Raw genomic sequence first — 15,958 nt, 5'->3', positions numbered from 1 at the left:
CGCGCGTGACTCGACCGCTCGGAACCTAAGGGTTTCCGAAGAAAGCGGCAAGAGTTCCGGGAACGTTCACGTGAACAGTCCCAGCGAGACCGGGTCGGTCAGTTGATGCCGTCGTCGCCGCGCTGGGTCGCCGGGGGCGGCGTCCACCGGTCGGCGCCGGCGAACGGGCTCTCGGTGAGCGGGCCGACCACCACGTCGGTGCGCTCGGTGGGGCTGACCAGCACCGATGCCGCCTGGAAGAGCGGGATCACCGGCAGCAACGACCACAGCGACGGCTCCGCGAGCGCGAGCGCGGTGTCCGGCGAGACGGTGCCGGCCGACGCGGCGTCGAGCAGCGACTGCAGGGCCGGGTCGCAGAAGCCGGTGGGCGTCAGCGCCTCCGAGGCCTGGGGGTCGGCGAGGTCCTCGGTGAGCTCGTCGAGCTCGTCCGCGTCCGGGGTGGTCGCGGCCGTGGAGGGCCCGGCGGCGTCGGTGGACGTCGGCGCCGCGCCGGTGGTCGACGCGGGCGGGGCGGCGCTCGTCGGCGGGGACGTGCTGGTGGGCCCGGCGGCCGAGCTCGGGGCTGCCTCGTTCGGGACGGGCGCGCCCGGGGCGTTCGGGGACGTCGGCGCGACGTCGGCGGCGGCCAGCGCGACGCCCGGGTCGGTGCCCGTGCGGCCCGAGGTGGCCGGCGCGCGCCCGCCGGGGCAGCCGACGACCGACGCCAGGTCGGCGATCGGGTCGCCGCCGATGGGCAGGGACTCCACGGCGATGTCGGCCACCGCGAGGTCCGACGAGGAGTTCGGCGTCGGCGGGACCGTGGTCGTCGTGGTGCTCGAGCTGCTGGTCGGCCCGGACCGCGGCGTGCTGCTCGTCCCGCCGCCCGGGGTCGGGGTGGGCGTGGTCGCGAGCAGGGCGCCGCCGGACGGGCTGGTGCCGGTCGGGGGCGGGGCGGGGACCGGGCTCGGCGACCCCGGGGTGGTCGTCGTGGCCGGCCCGCGCCCGGGCGCGAAGCCCGACATGCCGCCGTCGGCGACGACGACCGAGGCGATCCCGGCCGCCCGCAGCTGCGTGCCGAGGGTGGCGATGAGGCGCCCGTACGGGGCGACCTGCGGCGGGGCGGCGAGGCGCAGGATCAGCGGCTGCCCGCCGCGCTCCCACGTGCCGTCCGCGCCGCGCGTGTACCCGGCGTCGGCGAGCAGCCGGAACGTCTCGGCCAGGTCCTGGCGCGCCGCGGGCGAGTCCGCGGGCAGCGTCGAGCGGTAGTCCTCCTCGGACGGCGCGCGGCCGAACGAGTCGGCGGGCAGCTGCGCCGACGGCCCGCCGTTCGTGCCGACCGACCGGAGCGCGGAGCGGTCCATCGCCGACGCCACGGCGCGCCGCACGCGGACGTCGGCGAGCGGTCCGTCGTCGCTGCGCAGGGCCAGCTGGACGAGCGCGGGCTCGGGCAGCGTGCGGACCGACAGCGAGGAGCCGACGGCGCGCAGGGCGGCGAGGTCCTCGGCGTCGGCGCGGAACTGGGTGGCCTGGACGTCGCCGGAGCGGACCCTGTCGATCAGCGACGGGGCCTCGGCGGCCTGGAAGACGACCTCGTCGGGCACCGCCGGGGTGCCCCAGAAGCGGTCGTTGCGGGCGAGCGTGACCTGCCCGCGGATGCGGTCGACGACGCGCACCGTGAAGGGGCCCGCCGACACCGGGATGCTGTCGGTCAGCCCGCCGCCCCAGGAGCCCGGGGCGTCCTTGAGCAGGTGGGCGGGCAGCATGTGGTCGAAGAGCGTCTGCCACGCCGGGTAGGGCCGGTCGAACACCACGTCGACGGCCTTGCCGCCCGCCCGGGAGCGGACGTCGGTGATCGCCCGGTAGCCGGCGGCGCCGACCACCCCGGGCTGGCTGCGCATCTGCTGCCAGAGGTAGACGAAGTCCTCGGCGGCCACCGGCGCGTTGTCCGACCAGCTCGCCGCCGGGGCGATCTCGTAGGAGACGGTGAACGGCTCGGTCGAGGTGACGCGCGCCGAGGTGACCACCGACGTGTCGAGCCGCGGCTCGCCGTCGGGGCCGGGGCGGAACGCCGACGGGAGGACCAGCGCGGCCATCGCGCGCGAGAGGGGGGTGTCGTCGGCGACCCGGTGCGGGTTGAAGCCGACCCCGAGGTCGTCGACGCCGATGCGCAGCTCGGTGGGGTCGGGCTCGAGCTGGGGGGTGGGGGCGGGCGCCGGCACGGGCACCTGGCCGACCACGGGCGGGGGCGCGCCGGAGCACGCCCCGAGGACCGCGAGGACGAGCGCCAGGGCGGGGAGGACACGGAGGAGACGGAGCACACCGACAGCACGTCGGGGACCACTCACGCCGTCGTCCGGCCCTTCTCCTCGGGAGACCGCTCCGTGCCCCGGTCGGCGGTCGACAGCGCAGCTGGCACCGGCCGTACCGGGAATCGTCATCGTGACACGGTCACCGCGGGTGGGGACCGACGGGTCGGTCCGCGCTCACCCCTGGTCCTCGCGACGGGGCAGAGGTTAGCCTCACCTCATGGGCAAGGGCGGCAAGAAGAAGGGCAAGGAGCCCAAGGATCCGAAGGAGCCCAAACCCCCCAAGAAGGCCAAGGGCCCGAAGGTGCCGCTGCACCTCGTCGCCTACGCCGACGCCGCCCCGCTCACCGGCGCCAAGAAGATCAAGAAGAAGTGCTGCCGGTCGACGCCGCGCTGCAAGGGCTGTCCGGTCCTGCTCATGCGCGCCGCCCGCCTCACCGAGGCCGGGGTGACGGGCAAGGACCTCAAGAAGGCGCTGAAGAAGGCCCGGGCGGCCTGAGGACGGCCGCGAGGGCGGGCAGCACGGCCCGGTCCGCGTCCAGCCAGTCGATCCCGTCGAGCTCGTCGGGACCCAGCCAGCGCAGCGCGTCGTGCTCGAGCGCCGTCGGCTCCCCCGCCGCGCGGCAGACGCGGATGCGCAGCACGCGCTCGCCGGGCAGCGCCACCTCCGGCCCCACGCGCTCGCCGACGCCGACGTCGTCGAGCGCCAGCTCCTCGCGCAGCTCGCGGGCGAGCGCGGTCGCCTCGTCCTCGCCCGGCTCGACCGCGCCGCCCGGCAGCTCCCAGCGCCCGGCGGCGGCCGCGGGCCGGGTCCGGCGCGCGGCGAGCACCCGCCCGTCGCGCACGAGGGCGGCGCCGACCACGACCCTGCGCACGTGATCAGTGTGGCGCCCGGCCGGACGTGTCAGGATCCGGGCATGGCTGAACTCCTGACCGAGGACGCGATCGCCGACGCCCTGCAGGGCCTGCCCGGCTGGCAGCGCGAGGACGACGCCACGATCGTGCGGTTCGCGAAGCTGCCGAGCTTCCCCGAGGCGATCGCCGCGATCGACGCGGTGGCCGAGCTCGCCGAGGCCGACAACCACCACCCCGACATGGACATCCGCTACAACAGCCTGAAGTTCAAGCTGTCGACGCACTCCGAGGGCGGCCTCACCGCCAAGGACACCGACCTCGCCGCGAAGATCTCCTCGGAGCTCGACGCGCGCGGCGCCTCCTGACCGACCCCCGCCCGGCGGGCCTCTGGACCGCCCCGTTCGTCGCGGTCCTCGTCGCGACGGTGCTCGCCTTCGGCGGCTACGCGCTGCTGCTGCCGCTCGTGCCCGTGCACGCCGCCGCGGGCGGGGCGAGCCCGGCCGCGGCGGGCGCGACGACCGGCGTGTTCATGGCGGCCACCGTCGCCACCCAGCTCACGGTGCCCACGGTCCTGCGGCGCACCGGCCCGCGGGCGGCGCTGATCCTCGGCGCCGTGGCGCTCGGCGTGCCGGCCGCGCTGCTCGCGGGGACCGCCGCGCTGCCCGTGCTGTTCGCGGTGGCCGTCGTGCGCGGCATCGGCTTCGGGCTGGTGACGGTGACCGGGGCCGCGCTCGTCGCCGACCTCGCCCCGCCGTCGCGGCGCGGGCGCGCGATCGGGCTCTACGGCGTGGCGCTCGGCCTCCCGCAGCTCGTCCTGCTCAGCGGCGGCGTGTGGGCCTACGAGGTGCTCGACCCGACCGTGGTGCTGCTCGCCGGGGCCGTGATGCCGCTGGTCGCGGCCGTGTGCTGCGCGCGCCTGCCCACCACCCGCGCAGCGCCCCGCGACCGCACCGGCTCCCTGCCCGCCACGGTGGCGATGCCGCCGTGGACGGCGATGGTCGTGTCGGCGGCCGCCGCCGGCGGGGTGATCACGGTGCTGCCGCTGTGGGCGCCGTCGGGCCTCGCCGGCGGCACCGGCACCGCCGCGATCGCGCTCGCCGTCCTCACCGCGGGCCAGCTCGCGGGGCGCGGGCTCGCCGGCGAGCTCGCCGACCGGCCCGGCGCGCGCCTGCGCACCCCCGTCCCGACGCTCGCCGGGCTCGCCGTCGTCGCCCTCGGCGCCGCGGTGGTGGCGGTGGGCGGGTCGTCCGCCGGCCTGGCCGTGCTCGCCGGCGCCACGCTCGTCGGCCTGGGCTTCGGTGCCGTGCAGAGCGACACGCTGCTCGCCCTCTTCGCCCGCGCCGGTCCCACCCGCTCGGGCGCCGCGAGCACCTGGTGGAACACCGCCTACGACGCCGGCACCGGCCTCGGCGCGGCGGCGCTGTCGGCGGTGTTCGGCGCGGCGGGCGGCTCCGCGGCGTTCGTCGTCGCGGCCCTCGCCGGCCTCGCCGCGGCGCCCGTGGTGCTCTGGAGCCGCGGGGCCCGGGGCTCGCGCGGTTCCGAGCGAAGGGCACCTTCGCTCGAATAGACCGGCGAGGGGCGCCCCTCGCCAGCAGCCCTCGCCCGTCGCGAGGGGCACGTTCCGCCTGACGACGGGCTCGCCGGCCCGCCGGACGTGCCCCTCGCGGGCATCACGATCCAGCGACTCTCCGATCGCCCGTCCGGACGCCGGTGACGCCGGGGGGTCGATCACGCGCGTCCTGTCGGGTGATCCGCCGCCGCGATCGGGCGAGACCCTGTCGTCGCAGGTCACGCGCCCGGTGTCGCCCGCGATGTCCGGCTGCCCGGGACGCGGGTCGGAGGTCGGCGTCGGAGGTCGGCGTGGTGAAGAAGGTGCTGTTCGCGGCGCTGTTCGGCGCGGTGGTGATGCTGGGCTCCGCGCAGGCGGGCTACCTCGCCCCGAGCACGCTCTCCGACGTCGCGGCCCCGGACCCGGCGCCGGCGCCCGCGGTGTCGAGCTCGGTGACCCCGGCGCCGCCGCCGGGCGGGACGGCGCCCGTCGCCGTCACGCCGTCGGGGCCGGCGGCGCCGAGCCCGGTCGGTGCCGCGACCCCGGTGCCGCGGGACGCCGACGCGCCCCGGACGGGGAGCCCGTCGCGCGAGCGCGCGGACCCGGAGCGCGGGTCCTCGGCCGGATCGGGGTCGTCCGGCGGCTCGAGCTCCGCCGGCGGATCCGGGTCGAGCTCCGGGTCCGGCACGAGCGCGGGCTCCGGGTCGGGCTCCGGCTCCGGGTCGTCCGGCGGCAGCCCGCAGCACGAGCCCGACCGCGACGCCGGCGGGTCGTCGGGAGGCGGCGGCCTGGACGTCTGCGTCAAGCCGCTGATCTGCGTCGGGGTCGGCTAGGCGCACGATCGCGTCGAGTCCGACGGTCGGTCTCGATGCGATCTTGCACCTATGTCCCGCCGGTCAGCCCGGTGAGAGGTCCCGCTGCCCTCAGCAGGGGCACGCCTCAGCCCGTCGCGACGGCCGTCCGCACCTCGCGCCCGGCCCGGCGCTCGCGCTCGGCGTCGCGCACCGCGGCGATGGTGTCGTCGAGCAGCCCGATGAGCATCCGGTCGCGCGCGTCGGCGTCGAGATCGGCCACGCGGGCGGCCACGAGCAGGTGGGCGCAGGCGTGGTTGACCGGGCCGACGTGCAGCAGGGTCGCCAGGCGCCCGCCGTCGCCCTCCTCGCCCCGGGCCCGGCGACGGGGCCGGAGCTCCGCGCGCCGCTCCAGCTTGCGCTGCAGGCGGGGGAAGAAGCGGTTGGCCGGATCGATCGCGAGCCCGGCGCGCGCGATCGTCGCGAGCACGAGCGGCCGGACGTCGACGCCGGTGTCGCGGCCGAGACCGATGAGCGTCACCGCGCGGGTGCCCAGCTGCTGGCGGGCCGTCGACGACACGGCGTCGTTGACCTGCCACGCCACCGCCGCGAGCGCGGGATGGGTGCAGCGTGGACGGTCGGTGAACCGTTCACCGGCGAGCACGGAGACGTACTCCATGAGACAGCTGCCGGCCTCGGCGTCCCGGTGCGCGCCGGCCTCGAGGACGGGCAGGCCCTCAGGAGGGCTGGTGGACGTCATGGGAAGCTCCCCTCCCCCAGTCCCGGGCCCTCGCGCCCGGACGGATGCCCTACCGTAATCCGTTTCGCGCCCCGCCACAGCCCCACCACAGAGGGTCCGGACGAGGGAATCGGCCGAGTGCAGCCACCCGGACGCGATCAGTGGTCCGAACCGATCACCGTGGTCGCGGTGAGGGCGGCCAGGACGGCCCCGACGGTCGGGGAGACGAGCCGGCGGATGTCCTGGGCGACCCCGAGCGACACGTGCCGGCCGTCGGCGACGGCCCGCGCGCGCCGGGCCGCGAGCGCCGGGTCGGACGGGCTCAGCTCGCGCACGCGCCGCCCGTGGTGCAGCAGCACGACGAGCATCGCGACGGCCTCGTCGGGGTCCTCGTCGCCCTCGAGGACGGCGCGGACGGCCGTACGGTCGTGGTGCAGGGCGTCGACGTCGTGGACGCGCAGCGCGGACCCGAACACCGGCATCGTGAGGTAGCCGAACACCCGCCGCGGCTCGCGGGCCGCGAGGCCGCGCTCGACGAGGCGGTCCATGGTCCGGCGGATCATCTGCGCGCCGCGCGGGCCCGTGACGGCGTGCTGCAGGTCGGCCTTCGCGCCGCCGTGGGCGACGAGGCCCTCGCCCACCCACCGCAGCAGCGGATCGGTGACCTCGACCGGCCCCCGGCGGTAGGCCGTGCCCGCGTCGAGCAGGGAGGCGTCGAGCAGCAGCTCGACCATCGCGGCGGCCACCAGCAGCCCCGCGGGCTCGGTGAGCGTGGACAGCGGGCGGCCGTCGTCGTCGCCGAGGACCCACGCCACCCGCTCGGGGAGCGTCAGGTCCGCGGTCCGGGACGACCACCGCTCCGAGCGCACGGAGACAGACTAGGCACGGACGTCCCCCACCCGAGTCAGCAGTCCCCGGATGACGGCACACCGCGTCGAACGGTGCGTCCGGCCGGGGCAGGCGCGTCGGCCGAGCGGCCCGAGAGGCGTTGCGGCGAGTGACACGGCGTCCCGTGACCTCCGGATCGGGGTCGGCGATGTCGGACCCACGCGGCAGACTCCCGGGCATGAGCACGATCCCCGTGGAGCCGGCCCCGGACCCGGATCTCGAGCGCGCGCGGGCCGGCGACGACGAGGCCTTCGCGCGCCTCGTCGGGCCGCTGCGCCGCGAGCTCCACGCCCACTGCTACCGCATGCTCGGCTCGGTCCACGACGCCGACGACGCACTGCAGGACGCGCTGCTGCGGGCCTGGCGGGCGATCGACCGCTTCGAGGACCGGCCCGGACGCCCCGGCGCGCTGCGATCGTGGCTCTACACGGTCGCCACCAACACCAGCCTCGACACGGCGGGCCGGCGCGGGAGGCGCGCGCTGCCGATGGACCTCGGCCCGTCGAGCGAGGGGCTCGCCGACGACCCGCCGCGCACCGAGGTGGCCTGGCTCGGGCCCTACCCCGACGACCCGGACGCGACGGTCGAGGAGCGCGAGACCGTCGAGCTCGCCTTCGTCGCCGCCCTGCAGCACCTGCCGGGCAACCAGCGCGCGGCGCTGCTGCTCATGGAAGTGCTCGGCTTCTCGGCCGCCGAGGTCGCGGAGATGATGGCGACGACCACCGCGTCGGTGAACAGCGCCGTGCAGCGCGCCCGGGCGACGCTGGCCAGCAAGGTCGACGGCCCCAGCCAGCAGCGCACCCTGCGCGCCCTGTCCGACGTGCAGCTCTCCGCCACCGTCGCGCGCTACACGGCCGCGCTCGAGGCGGGCGACGCCGACGCGCTGGTCGGCCTGCTCACCGCCGACGTCACCTGGGCGATGCCGCCGAGCGCCGCCTGGTACCGCGGGCTGCCGGCCGTCACCGCGTTCCTGCACGCCGGTCCGCTGATCACCCCCTGGCGCCACGTGCCCGCGCGCGCCAACGGCCAGCTCGCCGTCGGCTGCTACACCTGGGACGACGAGACGACGCGGTGGCGCGGCATGGTGCTCGACGTCCTCACGCTCGCCCCCGACGGGCGGATCGCCGAGGTCACGGCGTTCATCGGCCCCGAGCACCTGGTCCGCGCCGGCCTGCCGGAGACGCTGCCGGCGGACACCACGCTCACAGCTCCCGGATGAGGTCGTCGGTGCGCTCCTCCGCGGCCACGAGGAACGCGCCCATGCGGTCGAGCCAGGCCTCGTCGACGTCGGTCAGCAGGGCGGCCAGGCGGGCGTTGAGCGGCTCGTAGACCGCCCCGATCCGCGCGAGCGACGCCGGCTCGGGCTCGACGAGCACCCGGCGGCGGTCGGCCGGGTCCGGCACGCGGCGCACGTGCCCGCCGGCGTGCAGGCGCTCGACCATCCGCGACGCCGACCCCGTCGTCAGGTTCAGCCGCGCCGCGAGCGCGCCGGGCGTGGCCGGGCCGTGCTGCGCGAGCTCGTAGAGGCACTGCAGCTCCGTGGTCCCGACCCCGAGCCGGTCGGCGACGAGCCCGTTGAACTGCACGAGGCGCACGCTCCACGCGGCCAGCGCGGCCACGACCTCCTCCGGCTCCACCGCCACCTCCGATGTTGCTGCACAACACAGCGAATGTGTGTCACAGTGTCTGCGTGACGCAGCAATCATCGCACGGCGCCTGTCCCTTCGCGGGCGGGACCCGCCGCCCGGACGAGCCCTATCCGGGCCGGGAGGCGCTGCGGGCCGCGGGGCCGGTCGTCGTCACCGAGGCCCCGGCCGGCGGCCCGGTCGCGGTCGTGACGACGGCGGCGCTCGCCCGGGCGGTGCTCGGCGACCCGCGGATCGTCAAGGACACCGCCCTCGCGCCGCCCGACTGGGAGCCCCGCGCGGCCGGCCTCGAGCCCGCCGCGGCCGACGCCCTGTCACTCACCACGGCCGAGGGCGAGGCCCACGCCGCCCTGCGCCGGGCCCACGCCCCGATGCTCTCGCCGCGCCGGATGCGCGCCCGGCAGCCGCTGATGCGCGACACCGCCCGCGAGCTGCTCGCCGGGCTCGGCGACGCCGCGGACCTCACCGCCGACTTCACCACCCGCTACCCGCTCACCGTCGTCGGCGACCTGCTCGGCCTCCCGCGCACGATGATCGACGACGCGGTCGACGCCTGCCGGCGGATGTTCGGCGACGCCGCGGACGGCGCGGCGGCGATGGGGGCCTTCGCCCGCCTCGGCGCCGCCGCACTGCAGCACGACGGCCTCGCCCGCGAGCTGCGCGGGCGCCTCCCGGCGTCGGTGACCGACGACGAGGTGCACTACCTGCTCTTCGCGCTGATCTTCGCGGGCCAGCTGACCACCGACATCGCGCTGGGCTTCCTGCTCGCCCGCGTGCTGGTCGCGAGAGACGGGGCGCAGCGGAGCTCGACCCGGACAGGCGGCCCGCCGGCCGACATGCCCGCGCTCGTGGACGACGTCCTGCGCCGCGACCCGCCGGCCCCGTTCACGCTGTGGCGCTTCACCACCGAGGAGGTCGAGCTCGCGGGCGTCGTGCTCGCGCCCCGCACCCCCGTGCTCGTCGACCTCGCCGGGCTCGCGGACGACCCCGGCGCCGCGGCGGGCAGCGGGCTCGCGTTCGGGGCCGGGCCGCACGTCTGCGCGGGCATCCACCTCGCCCGCGCCGAGCTCGCCGCCGCCGTCGAGGTCCTCGTCGCCGACTTCCCGCACGCGCGCCTCGCCGTCCCCGCCGCCGACCTGCGCCGCGTCGACCCCGGCGGCGTCGAGGGCAGCAGGCTCGCCGCCCTGCCCGTCCATGGCCTGCGGCCACGTGAGTGATCCGGGTCGCCCCGGCGACCCGGATCACTCACGTGCCTACGGCATCCCCCCGTGCGGCACGTCCACGCGGGTCGCGAGCAGGACGGCCTCGCGCACCGGGCGGCGCTCGTGCTCGGCGAACGACGGCGCCGCGCAGGCGTACAGCGTCTGTCCGTCGTCGCCGCCGAGCATGCAGGCGTAGACGCCGAGGCCCCCGGTCGGGCGCTCCTCGAGGATCGTGCCGCCCTCGGCGACGCGGATGACCCGCTGGTGCAGGGCGTCGGCCACCCAGATCGCGCCCTCGGCATCGCCGCCCATCCCGTCGGGCGCGACGGCCAGGCCGCCGAGGGCCTCGCCGACGTCGTCGGTGACGGGCGGCGGGGAGAACCGCGCCCAGTCGCGGCGCCGCGCGAGCCCGCCGTCGTCGGCGACGTCGAACGCGGTCAGCCGCGCGCCGAAGGTCTCGGCGACGACGAGGACGCGGTCGAACAGCACCATGCCGTTGGGGAAGAGCAGGTCGTCGGCGATGGCGCGCGCCGTGCCGTCGGGGGCGACGTAGGTCAGGGACGTGCGGGCGATCGGCGCGCCGCTCATGAGGTCGAAGCCGAAGTTCCCGACGTACGCGCCGCCGCGGGCGTCGACGAGCATGTCGTTGAGGTGGTGGCCGACCAGCCCCGACAGGTCGGCGTGCTCGACCAGCGACCCGTCGTCCTCGCGGCGCAGGATGCGGTGGTCGCGCATCGAGACGATCAGCAGGCGCCCGTCGGGCAGGAACCCGAGACCGGACGGCTGCTGGGGCACCTCGGCGATCACCTCGTGGCCGCCGTCGGGATCGATCGCGACCACGCGCTCGGTGTAGAAGTCCGAGACCCAGAGCCGGCCCTCGTGCCACCGCGGGCACTCCAGGTACGACCACCCGTCGGACACCACGTCGAAGTCCTGCTGCGCCACGGCACTCCTCCTCGAGCCACGATGGTCCGAGCAAGATCGAGGGGTTTCGGGCGGCGTGTCAACCCCCGGGAACTGCGAATCCCGCGGCGCCCGCGCGGGCCGGACACTGCGTGTCTCCCGATCTCTCCGAGGAGCGCCATGACCAGCACCGACAGTCGCCCCGCCTTCGGCGGCTTCCACCACGTCGCGGTCACCGCCAGCGACGTCGAGACCAGCGTCGCCTGGTACCAGCGGGTCTTCGGGATGGACCGGCTGCCGCCGCGCTTCCCCCACCACGGCCCCGACGCCAAGGGCTACGCGACCGTGCTCGTCGAGCCGGAGACGGGCATGTGCCTCGCCGTCGAGCACCACCCCGACAACGACGGCGTGCCCGCGGACGAGCTCCGCTGCGGGGTCGACCACATCGCCTTCGCGATGGTCTCGCGCGACGCCATGGACTCCTGGGCGTCGTGGCTCGACTCCCTCGGCATCGCGCACTCCGGGGTCGTCGACGCCACGGACCCGGCTCCCTACTCGGCGCTCGTCTTCCGCGACCCGGACAACGTCCAGCTCGAGCTGTTCCACATGGACCAGGGCTGATCGCCGGTCACGACGGTGACTGCGCCACCGCCCGCCGGGGGTGATCGTGACTCCCGTGCGGCGGCCGATGGTGGGGGTGGCGGTCCTGGCGGCCGGTCTGGCGATGCTCGTCGCGTGCTCGACGGCGCGCGGGGAGAGTCCGCCGCCGGCCGCGGGTCCGGGCGACTTCGCCGGGCTCGTCACCGTCGACGGCCGGCAGCTCTACCTCGAGTGCCACGGCAGCGGGGGCCCGACCGTCGTCCTGCAATCCGGGTTCGGGAACGCGGCCGACATCTGGTCGGTCGGGGCGGAGCGGCCGCCGGCGGTGATGGAGGGCGTCGCCGGGTTCACCCGCGTCTGCGCCTACGACCGGCCGGGCTCGACGCGGGTGTCGACCGATGACGGGCAGATCTCCGAGACGCCGCTCCCCGCGCGCAGCCAGCCGGCGCCCATGCCCCGCACCGCGGCGGACGTGGTCGGCGAGCTGCACGCCCTGCTGACGACGGCGGGCGTTCCCGGCCCGTACCTGCTCGTCGGGCACTCGCTCGGCGGGCCGTTCACCCAGCTCTACGCCCGGACCTTCCCGGACGAGGTCGCCGGGATCGTGCTCGTGGACCCGACGCCCCCGGCGTTGCGGGACCTCGTCACGCCGGCGCAGTGGGAGACGTTCGCCGGCACGGTCGCGGCGCCGCCGAGCCCGATCCCCGGCTACACCGTCGAGGCCTACGAGCTCGGCGCGAGCATGGACCAGGTCCGCGACGCTCCCCCGTCGCCGCGGGTGCCCGCGACGATCCTCGTGGCGCAGAACGTGGACGCGGTCCCCCCGGGCGACCCGTCGGCCGACGCCGTCGCGGCGATCGAGCGCGTGCGCCCCGAGGCCTTCGCCCGCCTCGCCGCCGACATCCCGGGCGCGCAGCTGGTCACCGTCCCGGACACCAGCCACTACATCCAGATCCAGCGCCCTGACGCCGTCATCGGCGCGGTCCGCACCGTGGCGGGGCGCTGACGCGGAATGCCGCCCGGCGCCCGACCGTTGGTTGAACCGTGAAGAAGATTGGGTTCCTGTCCTTCGGGCACTGGTCGCCGTCGTCGCAGTCGATGGTGCGCTCCGCCCAGGACGCGCTGCTTCAGTCGATCGACCTGGCCGTGGCCGCCGAGGAGGCGGGCGCCGACGGCGCGTACTTCCGCGTCCACCACTTCGCCCGCCAGCTCGCCTCGCCGTTCCCGCTGCTGTCCGCGGCCGCGGCGAAGACGAGCCGGATCGAGCTCGGCACCGGCGTGATCGACATGCGCTACGAGAACCCGCTCTACATGGCCGAGGACGCCGGCGCCGCCGACCTGATCTCCGGCGGGCGCCTGCAGCTGGGCATCAGCCGCGGCTCCCCCGAGCAGGTCATCGAGGGCTACCGCTACTTCGGCTACGCCCCGCAGGACGGCTCGACCGACGCCGAGATGGCGCGCAACCACACCCAGCTCTTCCTCGACGTGCTGAAGGGCGAGGGGTTCGCGCAGCCCAACCCGCGCCCGATGTTCGCCAACCCGCCCGGCCTGCTGCGCCTCGAGCCGTACTCCGAGGGCCTGCGCGAGCGGATCTGGTGGGGTGCCGGCAGCCGCGCGACCGCCGAGTGGGCGGGGACGCAGGGCCTCAACCTCATGAGCTCGACGCTGCTCACCGAGGACACCGGCGTGCCGTTCCACCGCCTGCAGGCCGAGCAGATCCAGCGCTTCCGCGACGCCTGGACCGCCGCCGGGCACGAGCGCGAGCCGCGCGTGTCGGTCAGCCGCAGCATCTTCCCGATCGTGTCCGACCTCGACCGCCAGCTCTTCTGGCGCGAGCGGCACTCCACCGACCAGGTCGGCCACCTCGAGGGCGGCGACGCCCGCTTCGGCAGGACCTACGCCGGCGAGCCGGACAAGCTGATCGCCGAGCTGGCCGAGGACGAGGCGATCGCGGCCGCGGACACGCTGCTGCTCACCGTCCCCAACCAGCTCGGCGTCGACTACAACGCCCACGTCGTCGAGGCCGTGCTCACCCACCTCGCCCCGGAGCTGGGCTGGCGCTGAGTCAGCCGGGTCAGCTCTCGAGCAACTTGTTGACGGTGCCGGCGAAGTCCTCGTAGCGGCGCAGCGCCGAGACGTTGATCGTCACGTGCTGCCCCATCTCGATCATGATCGGGAGCGTCAGCGAGATCTCGTCGAGGGTGTCGTGGCTGTCGACGTCGACGATCGCGATCACGCGCCGCTCGCCGGCGACCTTCCAGAGGTCGACGACGACGCCCGCCTTCTTCGCACCGAGTGCGGCCTCGGCCTCGCGGGACCACGTGGCGAAGAGGTCCTGCTGGCTCATCGTGGCGCCGTACTCCACGTGGAAGTCGAGGTGGAAGAGCATCGGTGGCCTCCGCAGCGATGGTCGACGGTGCTCCGGAACCTACAACCGCCGATCATGCGCCGACAGCAGATCCTTGACAGGATCGACTGGTCCTCTTCTAGGATCGACCGCCATGCTCATCATCGCGGGCCACAGCCGGGTCGCACCCGAGCGCCGGGACGCGCTGGTCGCGGAGTTCGCCGACCTCGTGCGGCGCGCGCGGGAGGCGCCGGGCTGCCTCGACGCGGCGATCACCGCCGACTCCGTCGATCCGGGGCGCATCGACGTCCTCGAGCGGTGGGCGTCGCAGGCCGACCTCGACCACTGGCGCTCGATCGCCCACGCCCCCGACGTGGGCGACGCCGTCCTCGCGACCAAGGTGAGCCTGTTCGAGGTGTCCGCCGAGCGCCCGCCGTTCTGAGCTCCGGGAGCCGGCCTAGACGTTGAAGCGGAACTCCACCACGTCGCCGTCGGCCATGACGTAGTCCTTGCCCTCCATGCGGACCTTGCCCGCGGTCTTCGCCGCGTTCATCGAGCCCGCGGCGACGAGGTCGTCGTAGGAGACGATCTCGGCCTTGATGAAGCCCTTCTGGAAGTCGGTGTGGATCACGCCGGCCGCCTCGGGGGCGGTGGCGCCGATCCGGATCGTCCAGGCCCGGGACTCCTTGGGGCCGGCGGTCAGGTAGGTCTGCAGGCCCAGGGTGCGGAACCCGGCGCGGGCCAGGGCGTCGAGGCCCGGCTCGGGCTGGCCGATCGACTCGAGCAGCTCCAGGGCCGACTCGTCGTCGAGCTCGAGGAGCTCCTGCTCGACCTTCGCGTCGAGGAACACGCTCTCGGCCGGCGCGACCAGCTCGGCGAGCTCCTTGCGGCGCGCGTCGTCGGTGAGCACCGGCTCGTCGGCGTTGAAGACGTAGAGGAACGGCTTGACCGTCATGAGGTTCAGCTCGCGCAGCCGCGGCGAGTCGAGCCCGGCCTGGAACAGGGTGCGGCCCTCGTTGAGCACCGCCTGCGCGTGCTGGATCTCGTCGACCGCGGCCTTGGTCTCCTTCTTGACCCGCGCCTCCTTCTCGAGGCGCGGGAGGGCCTTCTCGATGGTCTGCAGGTCGGCGAGGACGAGCTCGGTTGCGATCGTCTCGATGTCGGCCGCCGGGTCGACGCGGCCGTCGACGTGCACGACGTCGTCGTCGGCGAACACCCGCACGACCTGGCAGATCGCGTCGGCCTCGCGGATGTTGGCGAGGAACTTGTTGCCGAGCCCCGCGCCCTCGCTGGCGCCCGCGACGATGCCCGCGATGTCGACGAACGACACCGTCGCGGGAACGATCTTCTCGGAGGCGAACATCGTGGCGAGCGTGTCGAGCCGGGGGTCGCGCAGCGGCACGACGCCGACGTTCGGCTCGATGGTGGCGAACGGGTAGTTCGCGGCCAGGACGTCGTTGCGGGTCAGGGCGTTGAACATCGTCGACTTGCCCACGTTGGGGAGGCCGACGATGCCGAGGGTCAAGCTCACGGGATCCCAGTCTGCCAGCGAGGGATCCGGACGGGCCCCGGCGGCGTCCAACCAGGGTGACAGCGTTCTCACCCCGGAGGCTCCCGTGCCCGCTCACGCCACGATCCCCACCACGCTCGGCCCGTTCACCGCAGTCGTCGACGACGACGGCGTCGTGCTCGCGTCCGGCTGGACCGACGACGTCGACGCCCTCCTCGCCCTCGTCCACGCCGACATCCGCCCGACCGATCCCGCGCGCCGCGCCGACCTCGGCCCGGTGACGGCGGCGGTGACGGCGTTCCACGACGGGGACCCGGCGCCCGCCGCGGCGGTCCCGGTTCGCCAGATCAGCGGGCCGGCGACGACGGCGATCTGGGACCGGCTGCGGCTCGTCCCGGCGGGTCACCCGACGACCTACGGCGAGCTCGCGGCCGCGGCGGGCCACCCGCGGGGACACCGGCTGGCCGCGCGGGCGTGCGTGCACAACGCGGCGACGCTCTTCGTGCCCTGCCACCGGGTGCTGCGCCGCGGCGGCGGGCTGGGCGGCTACCGCTGGGGGCTCGAGATCAAGGACCGGCTGCTCATGATGGAGAAGTCGTGGCTGCCCGAGGAGACAGCGGTGTCGGGGGTGTGATCCATCCTC

The 15,958-nt window shown here is 75.6% G+C and carries 19 protein-coding genes; 11 read left to right on the top strand and 8 right to left on the bottom strand.

The features are described 5' to 3' along the window. Positions 1-98: 98 nt before the first annotated feature. Positions 99-2,297, bottom strand: coding sequence for an ABC transporter family substrate-binding protein (locus EV188_RS15990; RefSeq protein ID WP_133827283.1), 2,199 nt, complete (start codon positions 2,295-2,297; stop codon positions 99-101). Between the two features lie 208 nt (positions 2,298-2,505). Between EV188_RS15990 and EV188_RS15985 the strand changes: the two genes are divergently transcribed. Next, complete coding sequence (locus tag EV188_RS15985) at positions 2,506-2,784, top strand: hypothetical protein (RefSeq protein WP_243741746.1); 279 nt, start codon at positions 2,506-2,508, stop codon at positions 2,782-2,784. Here EV188_RS15985 and EV188_RS15980 read toward each other — a convergent pair. Beyond that, positions 2,750-3,160 carry an NUDIX domain-containing protein gene (locus EV188_RS15980; protein WP_133827282.1) on the bottom strand — a complete coding sequence of 137 codons (411 nt, stop codon included), beginning with the start codon at positions 3,158-3,160 and terminating at the stop codon, positions 2,750-2,752. The genes EV188_RS15985 and EV188_RS15980 overlap by 35 nt on opposite strands. Before the next feature lie 42 nt (positions 3,161-3,202). Between EV188_RS15980 and EV188_RS15975 the strand changes: the two genes are divergently transcribed. From EV188_RS15975 to EV188_RS32260, 3 genes are all read left to right on the top strand, one after another. Then, complete coding sequence (locus EV188_RS15975; protein WP_133827281.1) at positions 3,203-3,505, top strand: 4a-hydroxytetrahydrobiopterin dehydratase; 303 nt, start codon at positions 3,203-3,205, stop codon at positions 3,503-3,505. Positions 3,506-3,564: 59 nt separating this feature from the next. Beyond that, positions 3,565-4,707, top strand: a complete 1,143-nt coding sequence (locus EV188_RS15970; RefSeq protein ID WP_243741745.1) for an MFS transporter — start codon at positions 3,565-3,567, stop codon at positions 4,705-4,707. A gap of 296 nt (positions 4,708-5,003) precedes the next feature. Beyond that, complete coding sequence (locus tag EV188_RS32260; RefSeq protein WP_208114225.1) at positions 5,004-5,522, top strand: hypothetical protein; 519 nt, start codon at positions 5,004-5,006, stop codon at positions 5,520-5,522. Positions 5,523-5,628: 106 nt separating this feature from the next. Here the strand turns inward: EV188_RS32260 and EV188_RS15960 are convergent, their stop codons facing one another. Next, the gene (locus EV188_RS15960) at positions 5,629-6,240 is read right to left on the bottom strand and encodes a hypothetical protein (RefSeq protein WP_133827279.1); all 612 of its coding nucleotides are present in this window, start codon (positions 6,238-6,240) and stop codon (positions 5,629-5,631) included. Between the two features lie 137 nt (positions 6,241-6,377). Beyond that, positions 6,378-7,088, bottom strand: coding sequence for a GPP34 family phosphoprotein (locus EV188_RS15955; protein ID WP_133827278.1), 711 nt, complete (start codon positions 7,086-7,088; stop codon positions 6,378-6,380). Between the two features lie 197 nt (positions 7,089-7,285). Here EV188_RS15955 and EV188_RS15950 point away from each other — a divergent pair, with 197 nt between their 5' ends. Then, complete coding sequence (locus tag EV188_RS15950; protein ID WP_133827277.1) at positions 7,286-8,326, top strand: sigma-70 family RNA polymerase sigma factor; 1,041 nt, start codon at positions 7,286-7,288, stop codon at positions 8,324-8,326. On the opposite strand, the gene EV188_RS15945 is transcribed toward EV188_RS15950, so the two are convergent. Continuing rightward, positions 8,310-8,744 (bottom strand): MarR family winged helix-turn-helix transcriptional regulator, encoded by a 435-nt coding sequence (locus tag EV188_RS15945; RefSeq protein ID WP_208114224.1) that lies wholly within the window; start codon positions 8,742-8,744, stop codon positions 8,310-8,312. The genes EV188_RS15950 and EV188_RS15945 overlap by 17 nt on opposite strands. A 53-nt stretch (positions 8,745-8,797) precedes the next feature. Between EV188_RS15945 and EV188_RS32985 the strand changes: the two genes are divergently transcribed. After that, positions 8,798-9,970, top strand: coding sequence for a cytochrome P450 family protein (locus EV188_RS32985; RefSeq protein ID WP_133827275.1), 1,173 nt, complete (start codon positions 8,798-8,800; stop codon positions 9,968-9,970). Positions 9,971-10,006: 36 nt separating this feature from the next. Here the strand turns inward: EV188_RS32985 and EV188_RS15935 are convergent, their stop codons facing one another. Next, complete coding sequence (locus EV188_RS15935; RefSeq protein WP_133827274.1) at positions 10,007-10,900, bottom strand: SMP-30/gluconolactonase/LRE family protein; 894 nt, start codon at positions 10,898-10,900, stop codon at positions 10,007-10,009. A 138-nt stretch (positions 10,901-11,038) separates the two neighbouring features. Here EV188_RS15935 and EV188_RS15930 point away from each other — a divergent pair, with 138 nt between their 5' ends. The 3 genes from EV188_RS15930 to EV188_RS15920 are packed head-to-tail and all read left to right on the top strand — an operon-like array spanning position 11,039 to position 13,522. Beyond that, the gene (locus tag EV188_RS15930; protein ID WP_133827273.1) at positions 11,039-11,479 is read left to right on the top strand and encodes a VOC family protein; all 441 of its coding nucleotides are present in this window, start codon (positions 11,039-11,041) and stop codon (positions 11,477-11,479) included. A 55-nt stretch (positions 11,480-11,534) separates the two neighbouring features. Beyond that, complete coding sequence (locus EV188_RS15925) at positions 11,535-12,464, top strand: alpha/beta fold hydrolase (protein WP_208114223.1); 930 nt, start codon at positions 11,535-11,537, stop codon at positions 12,462-12,464. A gap of 38 nt (positions 12,465-12,502) precedes the next feature. Next, positions 12,503-13,522: an LLM class flavin-dependent oxidoreductase gene (locus EV188_RS15920; RefSeq protein WP_133827272.1), complete on the top strand. Its 1,020-nt coding sequence runs from the start codon at positions 12,503-12,505 to the stop codon at positions 13,520-13,522. Between the two features lie 10 nt (positions 13,523-13,532). On the opposite strand, the gene EV188_RS15915 is transcribed toward EV188_RS15920, so the two are convergent. Further along, the gene (locus EV188_RS15915) at positions 13,533-13,847 is read right to left on the bottom strand and encodes a muconolactone Delta-isomerase (protein WP_133827271.1); all 315 of its coding nucleotides are present in this window, start codon (positions 13,845-13,847) and stop codon (positions 13,533-13,535) included. A 112-nt stretch (positions 13,848-13,959) separates the two neighbouring features. On the opposite strand from EV188_RS15915, the gene EV188_RS15910 reads away from it, so the two are divergent. After that, positions 13,960-14,247: a putative quinol monooxygenase gene (locus tag EV188_RS15910; RefSeq protein ID WP_133827270.1), complete on the top strand. Its 288-nt coding sequence runs from the start codon at positions 13,960-13,962 to the stop codon at positions 14,245-14,247. 15 nt (positions 14,248-14,262) lie between these two features. Here the strand turns inward: EV188_RS15910 and ychF are convergent, their stop codons facing one another. After that, positions 14,263-15,336: a redox-regulated ATPase YchF gene (ychF, locus tag EV188_RS15905; RefSeq protein ID WP_133827269.1), complete on the bottom strand. Its 1,074-nt coding sequence runs from the start codon at positions 15,334-15,336 to the stop codon at positions 14,263-14,265. An 85-nt stretch (positions 15,337-15,421) separates the two neighbouring features. Between ychF and EV188_RS15900 the strand changes: the two genes are divergently transcribed. Beyond that, the gene (locus EV188_RS15900; RefSeq protein WP_133827268.1) at positions 15,422-15,949 is read left to right on the top strand and encodes a methylated-DNA--[protein]-cysteine S-methyltransferase; all 528 of its coding nucleotides are present in this window, start codon (positions 15,422-15,424) and stop codon (positions 15,947-15,949) included. Positions 15,950-15,958 lie beyond the last annotated feature (9 nt).

It is taken from the genome of Actinomycetospora succinea, from assembly GCF_004363095.1.
GTDB classification, from domain to species: domain Bacteria; phylum Actinomycetota; class Actinomycetes; order Mycobacteriales; family Pseudonocardiaceae; genus Actinomycetospora; species Actinomycetospora succinea.
Note: the sequence above shows the minus strand (reverse complement) of the source record. Positions and strands in the feature narration are given on the sequence as shown.

Bases quoted from the DNA above. Each gene is read 5' to 3' on its own strand.
- EV188_RS15985 (WP_243741746.1), top strand. From the start codon at position 2,506: ATGGGCAAGGGCGGCAAGAAGAAGGGCAAGGAGCCCAAGGATCCGAAG.
- EV188_RS15975 (WP_133827281.1), top strand. From the start codon at position 3,203: ATGGCTGAACTCCTGACCGAGGACGCGATCGCCGACGCCCTGCAGGGC.
- EV188_RS15960 (WP_133827279.1), bottom strand. From the start codon at position 6,240: ATGACGTCCACCAGCCCTCCTGAGGGCCTGCCCGTCCTCGAGGCCGGC.
- EV188_RS15950 (WP_133827277.1), top strand. From the start codon at position 7,286: ATGAGCACGATCCCCGTGGAGCCGGCCCCGGACCCGGATCTCGAGCGC.
- EV188_RS15930 (WP_133827273.1), top strand. From the start codon at position 11,039: ATGACCAGCACCGACAGTCGCCCCGCCTTCGGCGGCTTCCACCACGTC.
- EV188_RS15915 (WP_133827271.1), bottom strand. From the start codon at position 13,847: ATGCTCTTCCACCTCGACTTCCACGTGGAGTACGGCGCCACGATGAGC.
- EV188_RS15910 (WP_133827270.1), top strand. From the start codon at position 13,960: ATGCTCATCATCGCGGGCCACAGCCGGGTCGCACCCGAGCGCCGGGAC.